We start from the raw sequence: 15949 nt of genomic DNA on the forward strand, positions 1-15949 counted from the left end.
AATGGCCATCTCTTCGGTTGAACATGGCATTGCACGCAGAGGCCTTATGGTGGTGATTTCCTCGCCCTCAGGTGCTGGAAAATCCACAATTGCGCGGCAGTTGCTCAACGATCCGGACATGAAGCTTTCGCTGTCAATTTCCGTTACGACGCGCGAACGCCGTCAGAGCGAAATCAATGGCGTGCATTATCACTTCATCACCAAGCGGGAATTCGAGCGACTGCGCGACAATGACCAGCTGATTGAATGGGCGGAAGTGCACGGCAATTTCTATGGCACGCTGCGCCAGACGGCTGAGGAAGCACTGGCTGACGGTCAGGACATGCTGTTCGACATCGACTGGCAGGGCGCTGAGCAGTTGCAGGCAAAGATGCCTGCAGATGTGGTGTCTATTTTCATTCTGCCGCCGACCATGCGCGAATTGCAGAATCGCCTCAACCGCCGCGCGGAAGATACGGCGGACGTGATCGAGACACGGCTGCAGAATGCTCGTTTTGAAATCCAGAAATGGGTGAAATACGACTATATCGTCATCAATGAAGACCTTGAGCGCTCTTATTCGGGTATCAAAGGGATCATCGTTGCAGAACGCTTGCGCCGCGATCGTCGTCCGGGCCTGTTTGATTTTGTCACGGGACTTCTGGAAGAAGACCCTTCGGCTTAAGTAGCGGCTTTGGAAGCGGGGAGGACGGGGATTTGAGGCCAGTTGTTATCGTGACAGGCGGTAGCCGGGGTATTGGCGCTGCCACCGCAAGTCTCTTTGCCCGTGAAGGTTATGATGTCTGCATCAGTTATCTAAGCGATGCAGACGCAGCGCTTGGTATAGTCAAAACCTGCGAGGGTTTTGGTGCAAAAGCAATTGCTGTGCAGAGTGATGTGGCAAACCGCCAAAACGTTGAAGCCCTGTTTCTTGCTTGCGACAGGGAACTTGGGCCAGTTTCCTGTCTTGTGAATAATGCGGGCGTCATCGGACAGAATACCCGTATTCAGGGACTTCAGGACGAGGCACTCGAGCAAACATTCAGAACCAATGTTTTTGGATTGTTGTATTGCACGCAGGAAGCAACGCGTCGCATGTCGACCGCTAATGGTGGTGCAGGCGGCACGATTATCAATATTTCGTCTGTGGCTGCGGTTCTGGGAAGCCCCGGTGAGTATGTGCATTACGCCGCGTCGAAAGGTGCGGTTGAAACCATTTCAATCGGCGCAGGAAAAGAACTGGCACCGGAAGGCATCAGAGTGAATGCTATCCGGGTTGGCACGACCAATACGTCCATTCATGCATTGAGCGGAAACCCGGATAGGCCAGCAAGGATCGCTGCAATGACACCCATGGGGCGAATTGCCGAGCCGGAAGATATTGCGCAAACCGCGCTCTGGCTGGCTTCTGATAAATCAGGATTCGTTACGGGAACTGTGATTACAGTTGCGGGTGGGCTGAGTGCTTAATTTAGCTGATAATATCCGTTGATGTTGTCGCCGGAGTTTTCGGTCGCGACTGGAATGGTTTTGGGGCATTTCGAGAAGAACTGCTCCATAAGTTTCTGGAAAGTTGAGAAACTGTGTCTTTCGTAAGTCCTCCCACCAAGCACTGGTCTGTTGTCGAACTTCTGCATGAAACGGTCAAAAACCCGAATATCCATGTGCGAGGAACACACAGCTATTACAGCAATGCTTGGACTGGTTCATTTGAGGAGAGTGTTGTTCGTTACCTGTACGGTGATGAATATAGCCTGAAGGCTTGGGAATCCCAATGGCCAGTCGATCAGCTTTATATTGGTGACTACGTTTGTATTGGTGCAGAAGCAGTCATCCTGATGGGTGGAAATCACACACATCGTACAGATTGGTTCAGCCTGTATCCATTTCCCGAGCTTATTCTGGATGCATACAAAGGTAAGGGTGACACCCATATCGGCAATGGCGCATGGATCGGAATGCGCGCGATGATCATGCCAGGCGTCACGATCGGAGAAGGTGCCATCATCGCGTCCGGTGCAATCGTCACCAAAGATGTTGCACCTTATGCCATCGTGGCGGGCAATCCAGCAGTTCCTATTCGGTCTCGGTTTCCGGCACCGATTGTTGATACCCTTCTGAGCCTCGAAATATATGCTTGGGATCAACAAAAATTTGAAACATTGAGAGCGATTCTCTGTGCCGATGACATTGATGCGCTTGTTGCGGCTTCAGCCCAATATGATGCAACTGGAAAATAGAGTTTCCTCGTCACGCCAGTCTGATCTTTATCCGATCCGTATCAGCCACTAAGTGCCGAAACGCCTCCAGAAATGGCTTGCCACCGAGCGTTTTTAGTTCGCTTAGCGCTTCTATATTCTTGAACACGAGTTCACATTCGCCGGGCCAGCCGGGGCCACCCCATTGCACGCCGTCCCAGAATGAATCGAGTGTGTAACCGAAAGATTCTGGATCCAGAACGGGCACGATGTCGAGATAACGCTGCCAGAGTTCGTTGGGGGATTTTATGTCGGTACAGTCGATTTCATAGACTGGCTGCATCAGTCGACCAGAATGAGGATCGCATCCACGACGGCCAGCGTGAAGAGCAGGGCGATCATGGCTGCGGCTGCAATCACCATCATACGCTTTTGCCGGGAACGCTTTTCAGGCTGCTTTCCGCTCCAGTCATACGGCGTTTCAGGCATTCTCTCCTCCGGCGTGATTTATCTCTTCAACCAGTCTCCATGGGTCCTGATCTTTATAAGCGTGCACATGACTACGTCCGTCTGCAAGAGAAACCGTGTTCTGAGCGCCATAAATTTGCAGTCGGGGTATTCCATGACGATCAGCACGTCATATCCGCGCGCATCTTTATACACGCCGCCCGTTCGAGTTTTCCGTGACATGTTTCAGTGACACGCCGGTTCCTTTAAGCCTTTAGCTGCTGAATGGCGATGCGGTTGCCTTCGCTATCGAGAATTTCGGCGACAAATCCGCCGTCCGGAAGGGCGGTCTTTGGAAACAGCAAATCACTGCCAATTGCGGTTGCGCGGGCAATGACCGCATCAATGTCGGTCACGCTGAAATAGATGATCGATCCGTTGACGGTCGGCACATAGACTTCGCCTTCGGCCAGCGCGCAGCTTGCGCCCTCCTTGCCTTCCTCAAAAGGGAAATAAGCCATACGGTTGCCATGGATTTCGACAATTTTGCCAAAACCAACACGAAAAACATCGGAATAAAACGCAATGGCACGGTCTATATCTGTAACCGGAATTTCGACATGGGCGATGATGTTCATATAGGCTCTCCCAACTCAGTGCGACGTCTCGCTTGCCCTCTTGATGGAACCGAGAATTCTGTTCCGGATCAGGCCGCTGACGGGGCGGATCAGATACCAATATGGCAGAAAACGAAGATGGCTGGTGCGGTCAGGGCAAAATACCCGCGTTTCGGTGACAAGACGCGTTTTCCCGCCTTGTTCGGTTACGGTGAAGGTGAGCGCCAGCTTTGCAACGCCCGGCGTGCGGAAAGTCAGATAGGCCTCTGCGTTTTCGATTTTAAAGAGGCCGAAATCAGCCTTCCAGAATTGCCCTACAAGCCCATAAACCAGTGCCTGACCGGGTTGATGTTCGAGCAATGTAAACTCATGCAGGCCGAAGGGTTGTGAAACCGAGCTTTCACGCCCGCGCAGGCGTGCGATGGCGCGCATTGGCAATTCGCGCAAGCCTATCATGCTGCGGAAAAATACATCTGTCTCAGGCCGATAAGCAATGGCTGCCTGCAGGACTACCTCGGGCGAGGCGTTCACATCGCAGCCATGGATTTCGCTGAAGCCATATTCAGGCAGATATTTATCGATCAGTTGCATGGCGGAATTTTAAACCGCCGTACCGCCGACCGTAACCTGATCCATGCGCAGATGTGGCTGGCCCACACCTACTGGCACCCACTGTCCGCCCTTGCCGCAATTGCCGCTGCCGGTATCGAGCTTCATATCGTTACCAATCATCGAAATGCGTTGCATGGCATCCGGACCATTGCCGATCAGCATCGCGCCCTTGATCGGTGCACCGATTTTGCCGTCTTCAATCATATAGGCTTCCGTGCAGCCAAAGACGAACTTGCCAGAGGTGATATCCACCTGACCACCGCCAAAGGAAACGGCATAAATGCCCTTCTTCATGGATGAGATGATCTCTTCCGGCGACTTGTCGCCTGACAGCATATAGGTGTTGGTCATGCGCGGCATGGGTGCATGCGCATAGGATTCACGGCGTCCGTTGCCAGTTGCTTCCATGCCCATCAGACGTGCATTCTGCCGGTCCTGCATGTAATTGACGAGCTTGCCATCCTCAATCAGCACCGTGCGATTGGTCGGTGTGCCTTCATCATCGATTGTGAGCGAACCACGACGCTCCGAGATGGTGCCGTCATCAACAACGGTGACACCTTTCGATGCCACCTGTTGTCCGAGCAGGCCAGCAAAGGCCGAAGTCTTCTTGCGATTGAAATCACCTTCAAGGCCATGGCCCACAGCTTCGTGCAGCATTACACCCGGCCAGCCATTGCCGAGAACGATGTCATAGGTGCCAGCAGGGGCGGGGATTGCTTCGAGATTGACGAGGGCCTGACGCAGGGCTTCGTCTGCTACGCTCTGCCAGCTTTCAGTGGTGATGAAATCGCCAAAGCCTTTACGACCGCCAAGCGTATGCGAGCCGGATTCCTGGCGGTCGCCGTTGCCTGCAACAACCGAAACACTCAGTCGCACCATCGGGCGAATGTCGCGCACGAAATGTCCGTCGGCGCGCAGAATCTCAACCTGCTGCCATGATCCGGCGATGGAAACAGACACCTGCCGAACTTTTGGGTCTTTCGCGCGCAGATAGGCGTCGATCTTTTGCAGGAGTTGGACTTTTGCATCAAATGTCGGCGAGCCGATTGGGTTCTCATCTGTATAAAGATGACGATTGGTGCCAGCGGGTGCTGCCGCATAGCTACCGCTGTGACCGCTTAGTGTGGCTGAAACAGCATCGGAAGCGCGCTTTAGTGCAGCAAGCGACAGATCGCCTGCATGAGCATAGCCGATGGCTTCGCCAGCCACGGCACGCAGGCCGAAACCTTGATCCTGATTGAACGAGCCGGTCTTGAGGCGCCCATTGTCGAAGACAAGCGCTTCCGCCTCGCGATACTCTATGAAGAGTTCGCCATCATCGCTGCCTTTCAGGCTCTGCGAAACAAGGCGTTCGATATCGTCACGGTTGGCATCAAAGCTATCAATCAGGCTCTTCATAAAAATAATCCTGCGGCATGTGTTTGCCACAGGATGTAAGCGCTAAATCGGTTGAGAACAACCTTGAGATTATGGCAAAGCGTCGAAGCCTTCACCAAACCCTTTCAGATCTACGGGAATGCCGACGCCTTCTTCCGGTGTCTGGAAGACGATGAAGGTCGCAGACTTGCCGTTGCGGAAAGTGTTCAGCAGTTCGTCTTCAAGGATGACCTCTGCGTAGCAGCCGTCTTCAAAACAACGCACGAAATAGGCGCGGCCGATATCCTTGCCGTCGACATTCAGGCCAAGACCATTCGGCAACAGCACACCGAGCGGCGCCAGAACACGCAAAATGCGAGCCTTGTTGTCGGCGGTCTTGAGGACAACGACCGAAAGGCCGAGTTCAGGGCGCTTGGCAGCAACCACATTCTGAATGAGCGCGCATTGCTCGGTCTTCGCACCGGCAGGCGTGTCGCAAAGGATCGCCCACGCGCCATGCTGCGACTTGAGTGTGCCGCTTTGCTGCGGTGTCGCAGATTGCGATTGCGAGGGGGTCTGTGTTGGTGCTGGAAGCTGCGTTGGTGTTTCCTGCGCCGCAGACGGCATTGTGGCGGCTGCGAATACCACAGCGGCACCCGTTGCGAGGATGGCAAGGCGCTGGAAAATCGAGCGGCGGGCGGATGTACGGAAAATCATGAAATCTCCAGATCGAATCACCGGGACGTTACCCTCCAAAACAGGCGGTGAAAAGCTATTGTCGCTTCCGAGCCATCATCGGAGTGTGATACCGGCATTGCATCCCAGATGCGTCCCCGGCAGTTGCATCCATTATCACGCGGCACGTTAGAGGAAACCTCTTGCTAAATCATGGCTTCATTATGTGTTTCTGTGATTTTCCCAAGTTTTCCCAAGTTTAGCTAGTGTGGTTTACGGATTTGAAGTTCCTGAACGCAGATGCCATCCAAATGATAGGAACTTCAAATCCCCCACACTAGTGCCTGTGAAGCTTTCTTGAATGATCGGGATGCGTGGCTCTGACGCAGGGTTGCGCGCAAAAATGCCGCACAGGAACATATTCGCCTTCCTTGCGGTGTGCGTTAAGGTGTGGTTTGAACGCTGACGGGGGATACGGCCGTCTAAACGTCCGGCGTCCAGCCTGAAAGGGCGAAAAGGGAGAGAGTTCTGGTGGATAAAATTGTTGCCACAACGAGGGGTGCCGTCGTTGGTGCTTTCGCATTGCTGTGGACGAGCGGTGCCGCTTTTGCGGATCAGCCGCGTCCATGGGAGATAAGATTTCAAGAAGCTGCGACGGGTATTGCCGAGCAGATTCATTGGTTTGAGCGCTATACGCTCTGGTTTATCATTCCAATCACATTGCTGGTTCTGGCTTTGCTTATCTGGTGCGTGATTAAGTTCCGCGCGAGCGCAAATCCAAACCCGTCCAAGACCAGCCACAACACGGCGGTCGAAGTGGTCTGGACCGTGGGTCCGGTGATCATTCTGCTTTTCTTAGCAGTGCCGTCATTTCAGCTTCTGACAGCGCAATATTCGCCCGAAGATCCGACGTTGACGGTCAAGGCTACGGGCTATCAGTGGTACTGGGGTTACGAATATCAGACCGAAACGCCGGTCAGCTTTGATTCGCTCATTCTCAAGGATGCGGACCGTGCAGCTGCCGGCAAGGAAGACCGCGCTCGTTATCCGCGTCTTTTGACTGTCGATAATGAAGTCGTCGTGCCGATTGGTGAGACAGTGCGTCTTCTGGTAACAGCTGCCGACGTGATCCATTCCTGGACTATTCCGGCTTTCGGCGTGAAAATGGATGCCGTACCGGGTCGTATCAATGAGGCCTGGTTCAAAGCTGACAAGGAAGGCCTGTATTACGGCCAGTGCTCCGAGCTCTGCGGCAAGGATCATGCCTTTATGCCTATCGCCGTTCGTGTCGTATCGAAAGAGCGTTATGACACCTGGTTGACGGCTGCGGCCTCGGATGTTCCGGGTGCGAACAAGGCGCTTCAAGCCGATCTTGAAGGCGATGCAAACGATAAAGTGGCTGCGGCGGGTCTTTAAAGACTTCGATACGCAAGACTGTTGAAAAACGGGAGCGAATTCCATGGCTGGCACAGCAGCTCACGAGCATGGAGCCCATGACGACCACAAGCCAAAAGGCTGGGTACGCTGGGTTTACTCGACTAATCATAAAGACATCGGTACTCTGTACCTGATCTTCGCAATCATTGCCGGCATTATTGGCGGCGCGCTGTCTATCGCGATGCGCGCTGAGCTTCAGGAGCCTGGCATCCAGATTTTCCATGGTCTGGCACAAATGGTTTATGGTGTTGAGGGCGATGCGGCTCTCGATGCTGGCAAGCATATGTTCAACGTGTTCACTTCGGCGCACGCTCTGGTCATGATCTTCTTCATGGTGATGCCCGCGCTGATCGGTGGTTTCGCCAACTGGATGATTCCGCTGATGATCGGTGCGCCTGATATGGCGTTTCCACGTATGAACAATATTTCGTTCTGGCTTCTGCCGCCTGCACTTACGCTTCTCCTGATCTCGCTGTTCATGCCAGGTCCGGCTGGCGGTTGGGGGCCGGGTGGTGGCTGGACGCTCTATCCGCCGCTTTCGACATCCGGTCAGCCTGGACCTGCAGTGGATTTCGCCATTCTGGCTCTGCATATTTCAGGCGCGTCATCGATTCTCGGCGCAATCAACTTCATCACGACAATCCTCAACATGCGCGCTCCGGGCATGACGCTGCACAAGATGCCGCTCTTCGCCTGGGCTGTGCTTGTAACGGCGTTCCTGCTGCTGTTGTCGCTTCCGGTTCTGGCTGGTGGCATCACCATGCTGCTTACCGATCGCAACTTCGGCACGACTTTCTTCACGCCAGACGGTGGCGGTGATCCGATCCTCTACCAGCATCTGTTCTGGTTCTTCGGTCACCCTGAAGTGTATATTCTGATCCTGCCGGGCTTCGGTATTGTCAGCCACATCATTTCGACCTTCTCGCGTAAGCCGGTATTCGGTTATCTCGGCATGGCATATGCGATGGTTGCCATTGGCGTTGTCGGCTTCGTCGTCTGGGCGCACCACATGTATACGGTCGGTCTGTCGCTCGACACGCAGCGCTACTTTGTCTTCGCGACGATGGTTATTGCGGTTCCGACGGGTATCAAGATCTTCTCCTGGATCGCGACGATGTGGGGCGGATCGTTGACCTTCCGTGCGCCGATGCTTTGGGCGATTGGCTTCATCTTCCTGTTCACTGTTGGTGGTGTTACGGGCGTCCAGCTCGCCAATGCCGGTCTCGACCGCGCGCTGCATGACACCTATTACGTTGTGGCACACTTCCATTACGTGCTGTCGCTGGGTGCAGTGTTCGCGATCTTCGCGGGCTGGTATTACTGGTTCCCGAAGATGAGCGGCTATATGTATGACGAATTCACCGCGAAGCTGCACTTCTGGGTCACCTTCATCGGCGTTAATCTCGTCTTCTTCCCGCAGCACTTCCTGGGTCTTGCCGGTATGCCGCGTCGTTATATCGACTATCCGGATGCCTATGCAGGCTGGAACATGGTGTCGTCTTACGGCTCCTACATTTCGGGCTTTGCCGTGCTGATCTTCCTCTACAATGTCTTCGAGGCATTCGCGAAGAAGCGTGAAGCGGGTGCAAACCCTTGGGGTGAAGGTGCAACGACGCTGGAATGGCAGCTTTCTTCGCCTCCGCCGTTCCACCAGTGGGAACAACTGCCGCGTATAAAGTAATTGTGCAAAGGGCGATCCCTGAAAGGGGTTCGCCCTCGCGCAAAACTGTGATATGTGCGGGCGGCATTCAGATCCGTCCGTAGCCGGTTGACGTTCAGGAACGACGCTTCCGATCGGAGTGAATGCATCTCCGGGAGGTAAAAGTCGTAGTGGATTGCTGGTGTGTGCTCTGGGCCGAGCACAGCGCCAGTCCGGTGAATTCGAGGTTGTTGAAGTTAATGTCTCTGGTGGAAAAAAACACGGTTTCCGACGACGCATTCGCTCTTTCAGAGGCGACTGCACGGGATTACCTTGTCCTGCTGAAGCCGCGTGTCATGTCGCTGGTGGTGTTCACAGGGCTTGTCGGTCTGGTGCTTGCGCCCGGTCATATGAATCCGGTTTTGGCTGCGATCAGCATTCTCTGCATTGCGGTTGGTGCTGGCGCATCTGGCGCACTCAATATGTGGTACGATGCCGATATTGATGCGGTGATGAAGCGCACGCGCAATCGACCGATTCCTGCCGGCGTGATCGCGCCCAATCAGGTTTTGGCTTTCGGCCTGACTTTGTCGGTCTTTTCGGTCATCACACTTGGTTTGATGGTCAACTGGCTCTCTGCGGCTCTTCTTGCCTTCACCATTTTCTTCTACGCCGTCATCTATACGATGTGGCTCAAGCGCTCGACACCGCAGAACATCGTTATTGGTGGTGCGGCTGGTGCTTTCCCACCGATGATCGGTTGGGCTGCGGCAACAGGCGAGATCACGTGGGACAGCGTCGTTCTGTTCATGATTATCTTCCTGTGGACGCCGCCGCATTTCTGGGCACTCTCGTTGTTTTCAAGCAATGATTACGAAGCTGCACGCATTCCGATGATGCCGAATGTGAAGGGCGAACTCTCAACCCGTCGACAGGCAATGTTCTACGCCGTGATCATGGCACCGGTTGGCGTTCTACCGTACATAATGGGCTTTGCTGGCATCACTTACGGGGTGATTTCCACGCTGCTCGGTCTGGCATTTGTCTACTATGCATGGCGTATGTGGGTCGCGGAAAGCCATACGCAGATGCTGCTTGCTGCACGCAAACTGTTCCGCTTCTCACTGATTTACTTGTCGGCGGTATTCGCGGTTCTGCTCGTGGAAGCGCTGGCAATCAGGCTGCTGACAGCCTTTGGAGTGATTTAATGGATAATTCCGTACAGAAGCCGCATCACGAGGAACTGGAACTGGTTACACCAACTGCGCAGCAGCGAAAAGCTCAGCGTAACCGTTCCTGGGGGCTTGCTATTGCTTTGGCTCTGTTCGTCGTTCTCGTCTACGTGGGCACAATGGCCAAGCTGGGAGCGAATGCACTGGTGCGTCCGTTCTAATTTTTAAGTGGACTGATAAAGGGTTCGATCTGGGAGGATGGAATGGCAGATCAGCAGAAGGTTGACGAAAAGCAGAAACGCCTTAATCGCTCCAATCGTACCGTTGCGATCGCGTGCCTGTCTTTCTTTGTCTGCATGATTGGCGCAGCTTATGCCTCTGTGCCGCTCTATCGTATTTTCTGTCAGGTGACAGGCTATGGCGGCACGACGCAACGCGTCGAGCAATATTCCGATACCATTCTCGACAAGACGATGAAGGTGCGTTTCGACGCCAATACGGCCAATGGCCTGCCTTGGGATTTCAAGCCGGTTGAGCGCGAAGTGACTGTGCGCATCGGCGAAACCACCATGATAAAATATGAGGCACGCAACCTCTTTGACGAACCGACTTATGGCCGCGCGAGTTTCAATGTCGCTCCAGGTCGTGCAGGTGCCTATTTCAACAAGGTCGAGTGTTTCTGCTTCACCGATACGACTTTGCAGCCGGGTGAAGACATGGAAATGCCAGTTGTTTTCTTCGTTGATCCTGAGATCGTCAACGACCCGGACCTGAAGGATGTGAAGACGATCACGCTGTCCTACACGTTCTTCCCGATTGATAAGCCAAAGCCTGTTGCAAATGCCAAAGTGGCACCGACGGGTAATAACGGAAGCTGAATGTAGAGAATAACGCGGCACACAATGCCGCAAAGACAAAAGAGCCAAGCGGCTCTATGTTGCGATACTAAGGGATTTGTCTGAGATTCTTTTGGGGAACTTAGACAGGAAGGCACAGAGAGGAGCCTTGGGGAGAGACATGGCTGACGTTCACGAGAAAAATCACGATTATCACATTATAGCGCCAAGCCCATGGCCGTTTCTAAGTTCGGTTGGCGCTTTCGTGCTCGCCATCGGCGGTATCGCCTGGATGCGCTATATCAATTCCGGCGAGCTCAAGTTCTTCGGTCTGAACATTGTTACGCCATGGATTTTCTTCATCGGCCTCGCGATCGTTCTTTACTGCATGTACGCTTGGTGGGCGGACACCATCAAGGAGGGCCACGAAGGCCATCACACGCGCGTCGTGTCGCTGCATCTGCGCTATGGCATGATCATGTTCATTGCCTCGGAAGTCATGTTCTTCGCAGCATGGTTCTGGGCGTTCTTTGATGCGAGCCTTTTCCCGAACGAAGTGCATCAGGTTGCGCGCGCTGAATTTACCGGTGGCCAGTGGCCTCCAAAGGGCATCGAGGTGCTCGATCCGCTGCATCTGCCGCTCTACAACACCGTTATCCTGCTGCTCTCAGGTACGACACTGACCTGGGCGCACCATGCTTTGCTCCACAAGGATCGCAAGGGCATGATCACAGGTCTTGCGCTGACGGTTGTTTTGGGCGTGCTGTTCTCGTTCGTTCAGGCCTATGAATACATCCACGCACCATTCGAGTTCAAAGACTCGATCTATGGCGCGACTTTCTTCATGGCAACCGGTTTCCACGGCTTCCACGTCATCATCGGAACGATCTTCCTTTTGGTTATCCTGTTCCGCGCGATGGGTGGTGATTTCACACCTGAACGCCATTTCGGGTTCGAAGCGGCTGCATGGTACTGGCACTTCGTGGACGTTGTCTGGCTGTTCCTGTTCTTCACGATTTACGTGTGGGGCGGTTGGGGCGCACCAATGCACGGCGGCTGATTTATCGGTTGTCAAGATTGCAGGGCGGCCTTGGAAACATGGCCGCCTTTTGCTTGTCTGGTAAACAGAACGAAGCTGCTTTTGCGACTACGAAAAGAAGATGGCTTAGATGGGAGCATGCAATGTCCGATCACAATCTTTATCCGCCGGTCGATCCGATCAAAAGCGGGATCACTGGACATTGTCCTCGCTGCGGCGAAGGGAAGCTGTTTAATGGCTTTCTGACAGTCGCCCCCAAATGCCGAGCTTGCGGGCTGGATTATTCCTTTGCAGATTCTGGCGATGGTCCTGCCGCTTTCGTTATTCTCATTATCGGTTTTATAGTGGTTGGTGCAGCCTTGTGGATGGAGGTCAATTACGGACCGCCGCTCTGGGTCCATTTCATTCTGTGGGTGCCTCTGGCCATCATCTTAAGCCTTGTTGCCATGCGCAGCATCAAGGGTATTCTGATCAATATGCAATATCGCAACAAGGCGTCTCAGGGGCGTCTGGATGATGGAAAATGACCGAAGTACAAAAGTCGCAGCGGTTTCCATGGGGGATACTGATTGCATCCCTTATCGCGTTGGTGATCCTGCTCGGGCTGGGAACATGGCAGGTTGAGCGGCTGCAATGGAAAGAAGCCCTGCTTGCTTCCACACAAGAGCGGGTTCATGAACCCCCGCTTCCTTTGGCCGAAATGGAAAAAATCTATCGTGAAGAAGGAACGGTTGAATACCGGCCTGTGACGGTTTCAGGCACTTTCATGCATCAGGGCGAGCGACATTTTCTTTCAACCTATGACGGCAAGCCGGGCTTTAATGTCTATACGCCGCTAATGCTTGAAGATGGCCGATTTGTCCTCGTTAATCGTGGGTTTGTGCCTTATGAGAAAAAGGATGCCGAAACTCGCCTCGATGGGCAATTGGATGGCCCGGTGACGGTTACCGGACTGGCCCGCGATCCGTTAAGTGCTAAGCCCGGCTATTTCGTTCCGGACAACGATATTGCAAAGAATATATTCTATTGGAAGGATTGGTCGGCCATGGCTGAAAGCGCGGATATTCCGTCGCTTGACGATGCGGTCCCGTTCTTTATCGATGCGGATAACAAACCGAATTTTGGTGGCTTACCGATTGGCGGCGTCACGATCATCGATTTTCCCAACAACCATCTGCAATATGCAGTCACGTGGTATGGCCTTGCTTTGGCACTGTTAGGGGTTGTCGGAACCTGGTTCTGGCGTTATCGAAAGATGGACAAGGGTTGACAAAGGTCTCGTTGCAGCCCAACTCCGGCCCTATATAACTATTCGCGCCCCATGCCGAACCCAGCGAGCACGATTTATGACTGATACACGTCCCCCTTTGGAAATCCGTCTTTGCGGCCCGCGTGGTTTTTGCGCGGGCGTTGACCGGGCGATCCAGATCGTCGTGCTGGCATTGAAGAAATATGGTGCTCCGGTCTATGTGCGCCACGAGATCGTGCATAATCGCTATGTTGTTGAAGGCCTGCAGTCACGCGGCGCAATTTTTGTCGAAGAACTCGATGAAATTCCGGCAGAACATCGCGATCAGCCTGTGGTCTTTTCTGCCCATGGTGTACCAAAGTCGGTGCCTGCTGATGCGGAAGCCAAGAACCTTTTTTATCTTGATGCGACCTGTCCTCTGGTTTCCAAGGTTCACAAACAGGCGATGCGCCATCAGCGCCTTGGCCGTCATGTGATCCTGATTGGCCATTCCGGCCATCCCGAAGTGATCGGCACGATGGGGCAATTGCCTGACGGAACCGTGACGCTCATTGAGACAGTTGAAGACGCGCGCAAGATCGAGTTTACCGATCCGGATAATCTTGGTTTCGTTACACAGACGACGCTTTCGGTTGATGATACTGCGGGAATTATCCAGGAGTTGCAGCAGCGTTTCCCAAACCTGACTGCACCGGCTGCAGAATCCATCTGTTATGCCACGACAAATCGTCAGGATGCGGTGCGCGCAGCCGCTCCCGGTTGCGATCTCTTCCTCATTGTGGGTGCTCCGAACTCATCCAATTCCAAGCGCCTTGTCGAAGTAGCCGAAAAGGCTGGCGCGGGCATGTCGATGCTCGTGCAGCGCGCAAGCGACATCGAATGGGACAAAGTCGGCGATATTTCAGTGGTTGGTCTTTCGGCTGGCGCATCTGCGCCTGAAATCATCGTCGATGAGATCATGGATGCCTTCAAGGCGCGCTTCACTGTCAAAATCGAACTGGCAGAAACGATAATCGAAACCGAAAACTTCCTTGTAAATCGTGAAATACGCGATGTGGAGCTGACGGTGCAGGATATGGCATTCGTCAACGGTGAAAACCGGGTGGTCGGCATACCGAAATTAGAGCGCATCCCGAAAACTGCATAACGGTTTTCGGATAAGATTCGCGGTGTGAATATGGGGAAATAAGCGGCATGGCCGTCTATACAGATATCAATGAAATCGAGCTTGGTTCTTTTCTTGAACAGTATGACATCGGTGCTCTGACCTCATATAAGGGCATTGCAGAAGGGGTCGAGAACACCAATTACCTTCTGCACACGACGATAGGCTCTTTCATTCTTACCCTTTATGAGAAGCGTGTTAATCGCGACGAATTGCCATTTTTCCTGAATTTGATGCAGCATCTCTCCAAACGCGGTCTGGAATGCCCACAGCCGGTGGTGCGCCGCGATGGTGCGATGATCGGTGAGCTTGCAGGCCGTCCGGCGGCTATCGTGACCTTCCTTGAAGGCATGTGGATGCGCAAACCCACCGTCGCACATTGTGAAGAAGTTGGCCGTGGGCTGGCTGAAATGCATTTGGCTGGTGAAGACTTCACTATGCGCCGCCGCAATGGTCTGACATTGCCTGACTGGCGCCCGCTGTGGGATCTTTCGAAAGAACGTGCCGATAGTGTCGAGCAGGGGCTGGTTGCCGAGGCAGAGGGCGATCTCGATTATCTGGAAAAGAGCTGGCCGGTTGGACTGCCGGAAGGCGTCATTCATGCCGATCTTTTTCCGGACAATGTGTTTTTCCTTGGTGATCGGCTGTCGGGGTTCATCGACTTCTACTTCGCCTGCACGGATATTCTCGCTTATGACGTGGCTGTCTGCCTGAACGCCTGGTGTTTTGAGAAGGATTTCTCCTTCAATATCACAAAGGGTGCTGCATTCCTGCGCGGCTATAATTCCGTGCGTCCGCTCTCACTTGCTGAAATCGACGCTTTGCCGGTTCTGGCCCGAGGTGCCGCGGTGCGTTTCATGTTGACCCGTCTCTATGATTGGCTGACCGTTCCCGACGGCAGTTTCGTGATGAAAAAAGACCCTATGGAATATGTGCGTCGTATGCGCTTTCACCGACAGGTTACATCTGCAACAGAATACGGGCTTGAATTGGCGGGAGCTGCCGCGTGAAGCATATAGAGGCTTTCACCGACGGTGCGTGCTCGGGCAACCCCGGTCCCGGTGGGTGGGGCGCTATTGTGCGCTGGAATGGCCATGTGAAAGAGTTGAAGGGCGGCGAGGCCGACACCACCAACAATCGCATGGAGCTGATGGCAGCAATTTCGGCGCTATCTGCATTGAAAGAGCCATGTGAAGTCGATCTTTACACTGACAGTGTCTATGTGCGTGACGGCATTTCTGGTTGGATTGAGGGCTGGAAGCGCAATGGCTGGAAAACCGCAGCCAAGAAGCCGGTGAAGAATGCCGAACTCTGGCAGGCGCTGGATGAGGCGCGCAAGCCGCATAAGGTGACGTGGCACTGGGTCAAAGGGCATGCAGGTCATCCGGAGAATGAACGCGCTGACGAGCTTGCTCGTGAAGGTATGGAGCCGTTTAAATACAACGGATACAAGTCGCTTCAAGTGAAGTAGCGATTATCGGGTTTGTGAATAAGGAAAGGCTGCGCTGGAGCACAGCGCGGCTTT

Annotated in this window: 20 protein-coding genes; 14 read left to right on the forward strand and 6 right to left on the reverse strand. The window is 53.7% G+C overall.

Annotated features, from left to right (window positions below):
• The first annotated feature begins 1 nt into the window (after window position 1).
• From gmk to C9380_RS03345, 3 genes are all read left to right on the forward strand, one after another.
• A complete protein-coding gene (gene gmk, locus C9380_RS03335; protein WP_036566699.1) occupies window positions 2–664 on the forward strand; it encodes a guanylate kinase in 663 nt (220 codons plus the stop codon).
• A 32-nt stretch (window positions 665–696) separates the two neighbouring features.
• Window positions 697–1449, forward strand: a complete 753-nt coding sequence (locus C9380_RS03340) for an SDR family oxidoreductase (protein WP_024896188.1) — start codon at window positions 697–699, stop codon at window positions 1447–1449.
• Between the two features lie 113 nt (window positions 1450–1562).
• Complete coding sequence (locus C9380_RS03345) at window positions 1563–2219, forward strand: CatB-related O-acetyltransferase (protein ID WP_111786252.1); 657 nt, start codon at window positions 1563–1565, stop codon at window positions 2217–2219.
• Between the two features lie 10 nt (window positions 2220–2229).
• Here C9380_RS03345 and C9380_RS03350 read toward each other — a convergent pair whose 3' ends face one another.
• The 6 genes from C9380_RS03350 to C9380_RS03370 form a co-directional block, all read right to left on the reverse strand.
• Window positions 2230–2520, reverse strand: a complete 291-nt coding sequence (locus C9380_RS03350) for a hypothetical protein (RefSeq protein ID WP_111786253.1) — start codon at window positions 2518–2520, stop codon at window positions 2230–2232.
• Window positions 2520–2666, reverse strand: coding sequence for a hypothetical protein (locus tag C9380_RS26735; protein ID WP_157803353.1), 147 nt, complete (start codon window positions 2664–2666; stop codon window positions 2520–2522). The genes C9380_RS03350 and C9380_RS26735 overlap by 1 nt, the downstream gene beginning before the upstream one ends.
• A gap of 224 nt (window positions 2667–2890) precedes the next feature.
• Entirely contained in the window at window positions 2891–3262 is a 372-nt protein-coding gene (locus tag C9380_RS03355) for a VOC family protein (protein ID WP_024896192.1), read from the reverse strand.
• A 15-nt stretch (window positions 3263–3277) separates the two neighbouring features.
• The gene (locus tag C9380_RS03360; protein ID WP_128092985.1) at window positions 3278–3832 is read right to left on the reverse strand and encodes a hypothetical protein; all 555 of its coding nucleotides are present in this window, start codon (window positions 3830–3832) and stop codon (window positions 3278–3280) included.
• A gap of 9 nt (window positions 3833–3841) precedes the next feature.
• Complete coding sequence (gene tldD, locus C9380_RS03365) at window positions 3842–5254, reverse strand: metalloprotease TldD (RefSeq protein ID WP_128092986.1); 1413 nt, start codon at window positions 5252–5254, stop codon at window positions 3842–3844.
• 69 nt (window positions 5255–5323) lie between these two features.
• Window positions 5324–5929: an invasion associated locus B family protein gene (locus C9380_RS03370; protein ID WP_128092987.1), complete on the reverse strand. Its 606-nt coding sequence runs from the start codon at window positions 5927–5929 to the stop codon at window positions 5324–5326.
• Window positions 5930–6418: 489 nt separating this feature from the next.
• On the opposite strand from C9380_RS03370, the gene coxB reads away from it, so the two are divergent.
• The 11 genes from coxB (at window position 6419) to rnhA (ending at window position 15895) form a co-directional block, all read left to right on the forward strand.
• A complete protein-coding gene (gene coxB, locus C9380_RS03375; protein ID WP_024896195.1) occupies window positions 6419–7303 on the forward strand; it encodes a cytochrome c oxidase subunit II in 885 nt (294 codons plus the stop codon).
• 43 nt (window positions 7304–7346) lie between these two features.
• Window positions 7347–9005: a cytochrome c oxidase subunit I gene (ctaD, locus tag C9380_RS03380; protein WP_024896196.1), complete on the forward strand. Its 1659-nt coding sequence runs from the start codon at window positions 7347–7349 to the stop codon at window positions 9003–9005.
• Between the two features lie 218 nt (window positions 9006–9223).
• Window positions 9224–10171 (forward strand): heme o synthase, encoded by a 948-nt coding sequence (gene cyoE / locus C9380_RS03385; protein WP_128092988.1) that lies wholly within the window; start codon window positions 9224–9226, stop codon window positions 10169–10171.
• Window positions 10171–10356 carry a cytochrome c oxidase system small membrane protein gene (locus C9380_RS03390; RefSeq protein WP_128092989.1) on the forward strand — a complete coding sequence of 62 codons (186 nt, stop codon included), beginning with the start codon at window positions 10171–10173 and terminating at the stop codon, window positions 10354–10356. Before cyoE ends, C9380_RS03390 begins: the two co-directional genes overlap by 1 nt.
• Before the next feature lie 42 nt (window positions 10357–10398).
• Window positions 10399–11013 carry a cytochrome c oxidase assembly protein gene (locus C9380_RS03395; protein ID WP_095446190.1) on the forward strand — a complete coding sequence of 205 codons (615 nt, stop codon included), beginning with the start codon at window positions 10399–10401 and terminating at the stop codon, window positions 11011–11013.
• 139 nt (window positions 11014–11152) lie between these two features.
• Window positions 11153–12031: a cytochrome c oxidase subunit 3 gene (locus C9380_RS03400; protein WP_024896200.1), complete on the forward strand. Its 879-nt coding sequence runs from the start codon at window positions 11153–11155 to the stop codon at window positions 12029–12031.
• A gap of 122 nt (window positions 12032–12153) precedes the next feature.
• Window positions 12154–12537, forward strand: a complete 384-nt coding sequence (locus tag C9380_RS03405; protein WP_100559552.1) for a DUF983 domain-containing protein — start codon at window positions 12154–12156, stop codon at window positions 12535–12537.
• The gene (locus C9380_RS03410; protein WP_128092990.1) at window positions 12534–13280 is read left to right on the forward strand and encodes an SURF1 family protein; all 747 of its coding nucleotides are present in this window, start codon (window positions 12534–12536) and stop codon (window positions 13278–13280) included. The genes C9380_RS03405 and C9380_RS03410 overlap by 4 nt, the downstream gene beginning before the upstream one ends.
• 76 nt (window positions 13281–13356) lie before the next feature.
• A complete protein-coding gene (gene ispH, locus C9380_RS03415) occupies window positions 13357–14406 on the forward strand; it encodes a 4-hydroxy-3-methylbut-2-enyl diphosphate reductase (RefSeq protein ID WP_024896203.1) in 1050 nt (349 codons plus the stop codon).
• Window positions 14407–14453: 47 nt separating this feature from the next.
• Complete coding sequence (locus tag C9380_RS03420; protein ID WP_024896204.1) at window positions 14454–15434, forward strand: homoserine kinase; 981 nt, start codon at window positions 14454–14456, stop codon at window positions 15432–15434.
• Complete coding sequence (gene rnhA / locus C9380_RS03425) at window positions 15431–15895, forward strand: ribonuclease HI (RefSeq protein WP_024896205.1); 465 nt, start codon at window positions 15431–15433, stop codon at window positions 15893–15895. Before C9380_RS03420 ends, rnhA begins: the two co-directional genes overlap by 4 nt.
• The last annotated feature ends 54 nt before the right edge of the window (window positions 15896–15949 follow it).

Source organism: Brucella pituitosa, assembly GCF_003049685.1.
Classification (GTDB): domain Bacteria; phylum Pseudomonadota; class Alphaproteobacteria; order Rhizobiales; family Rhizobiaceae; genus Brucella; species Brucella pituitosa.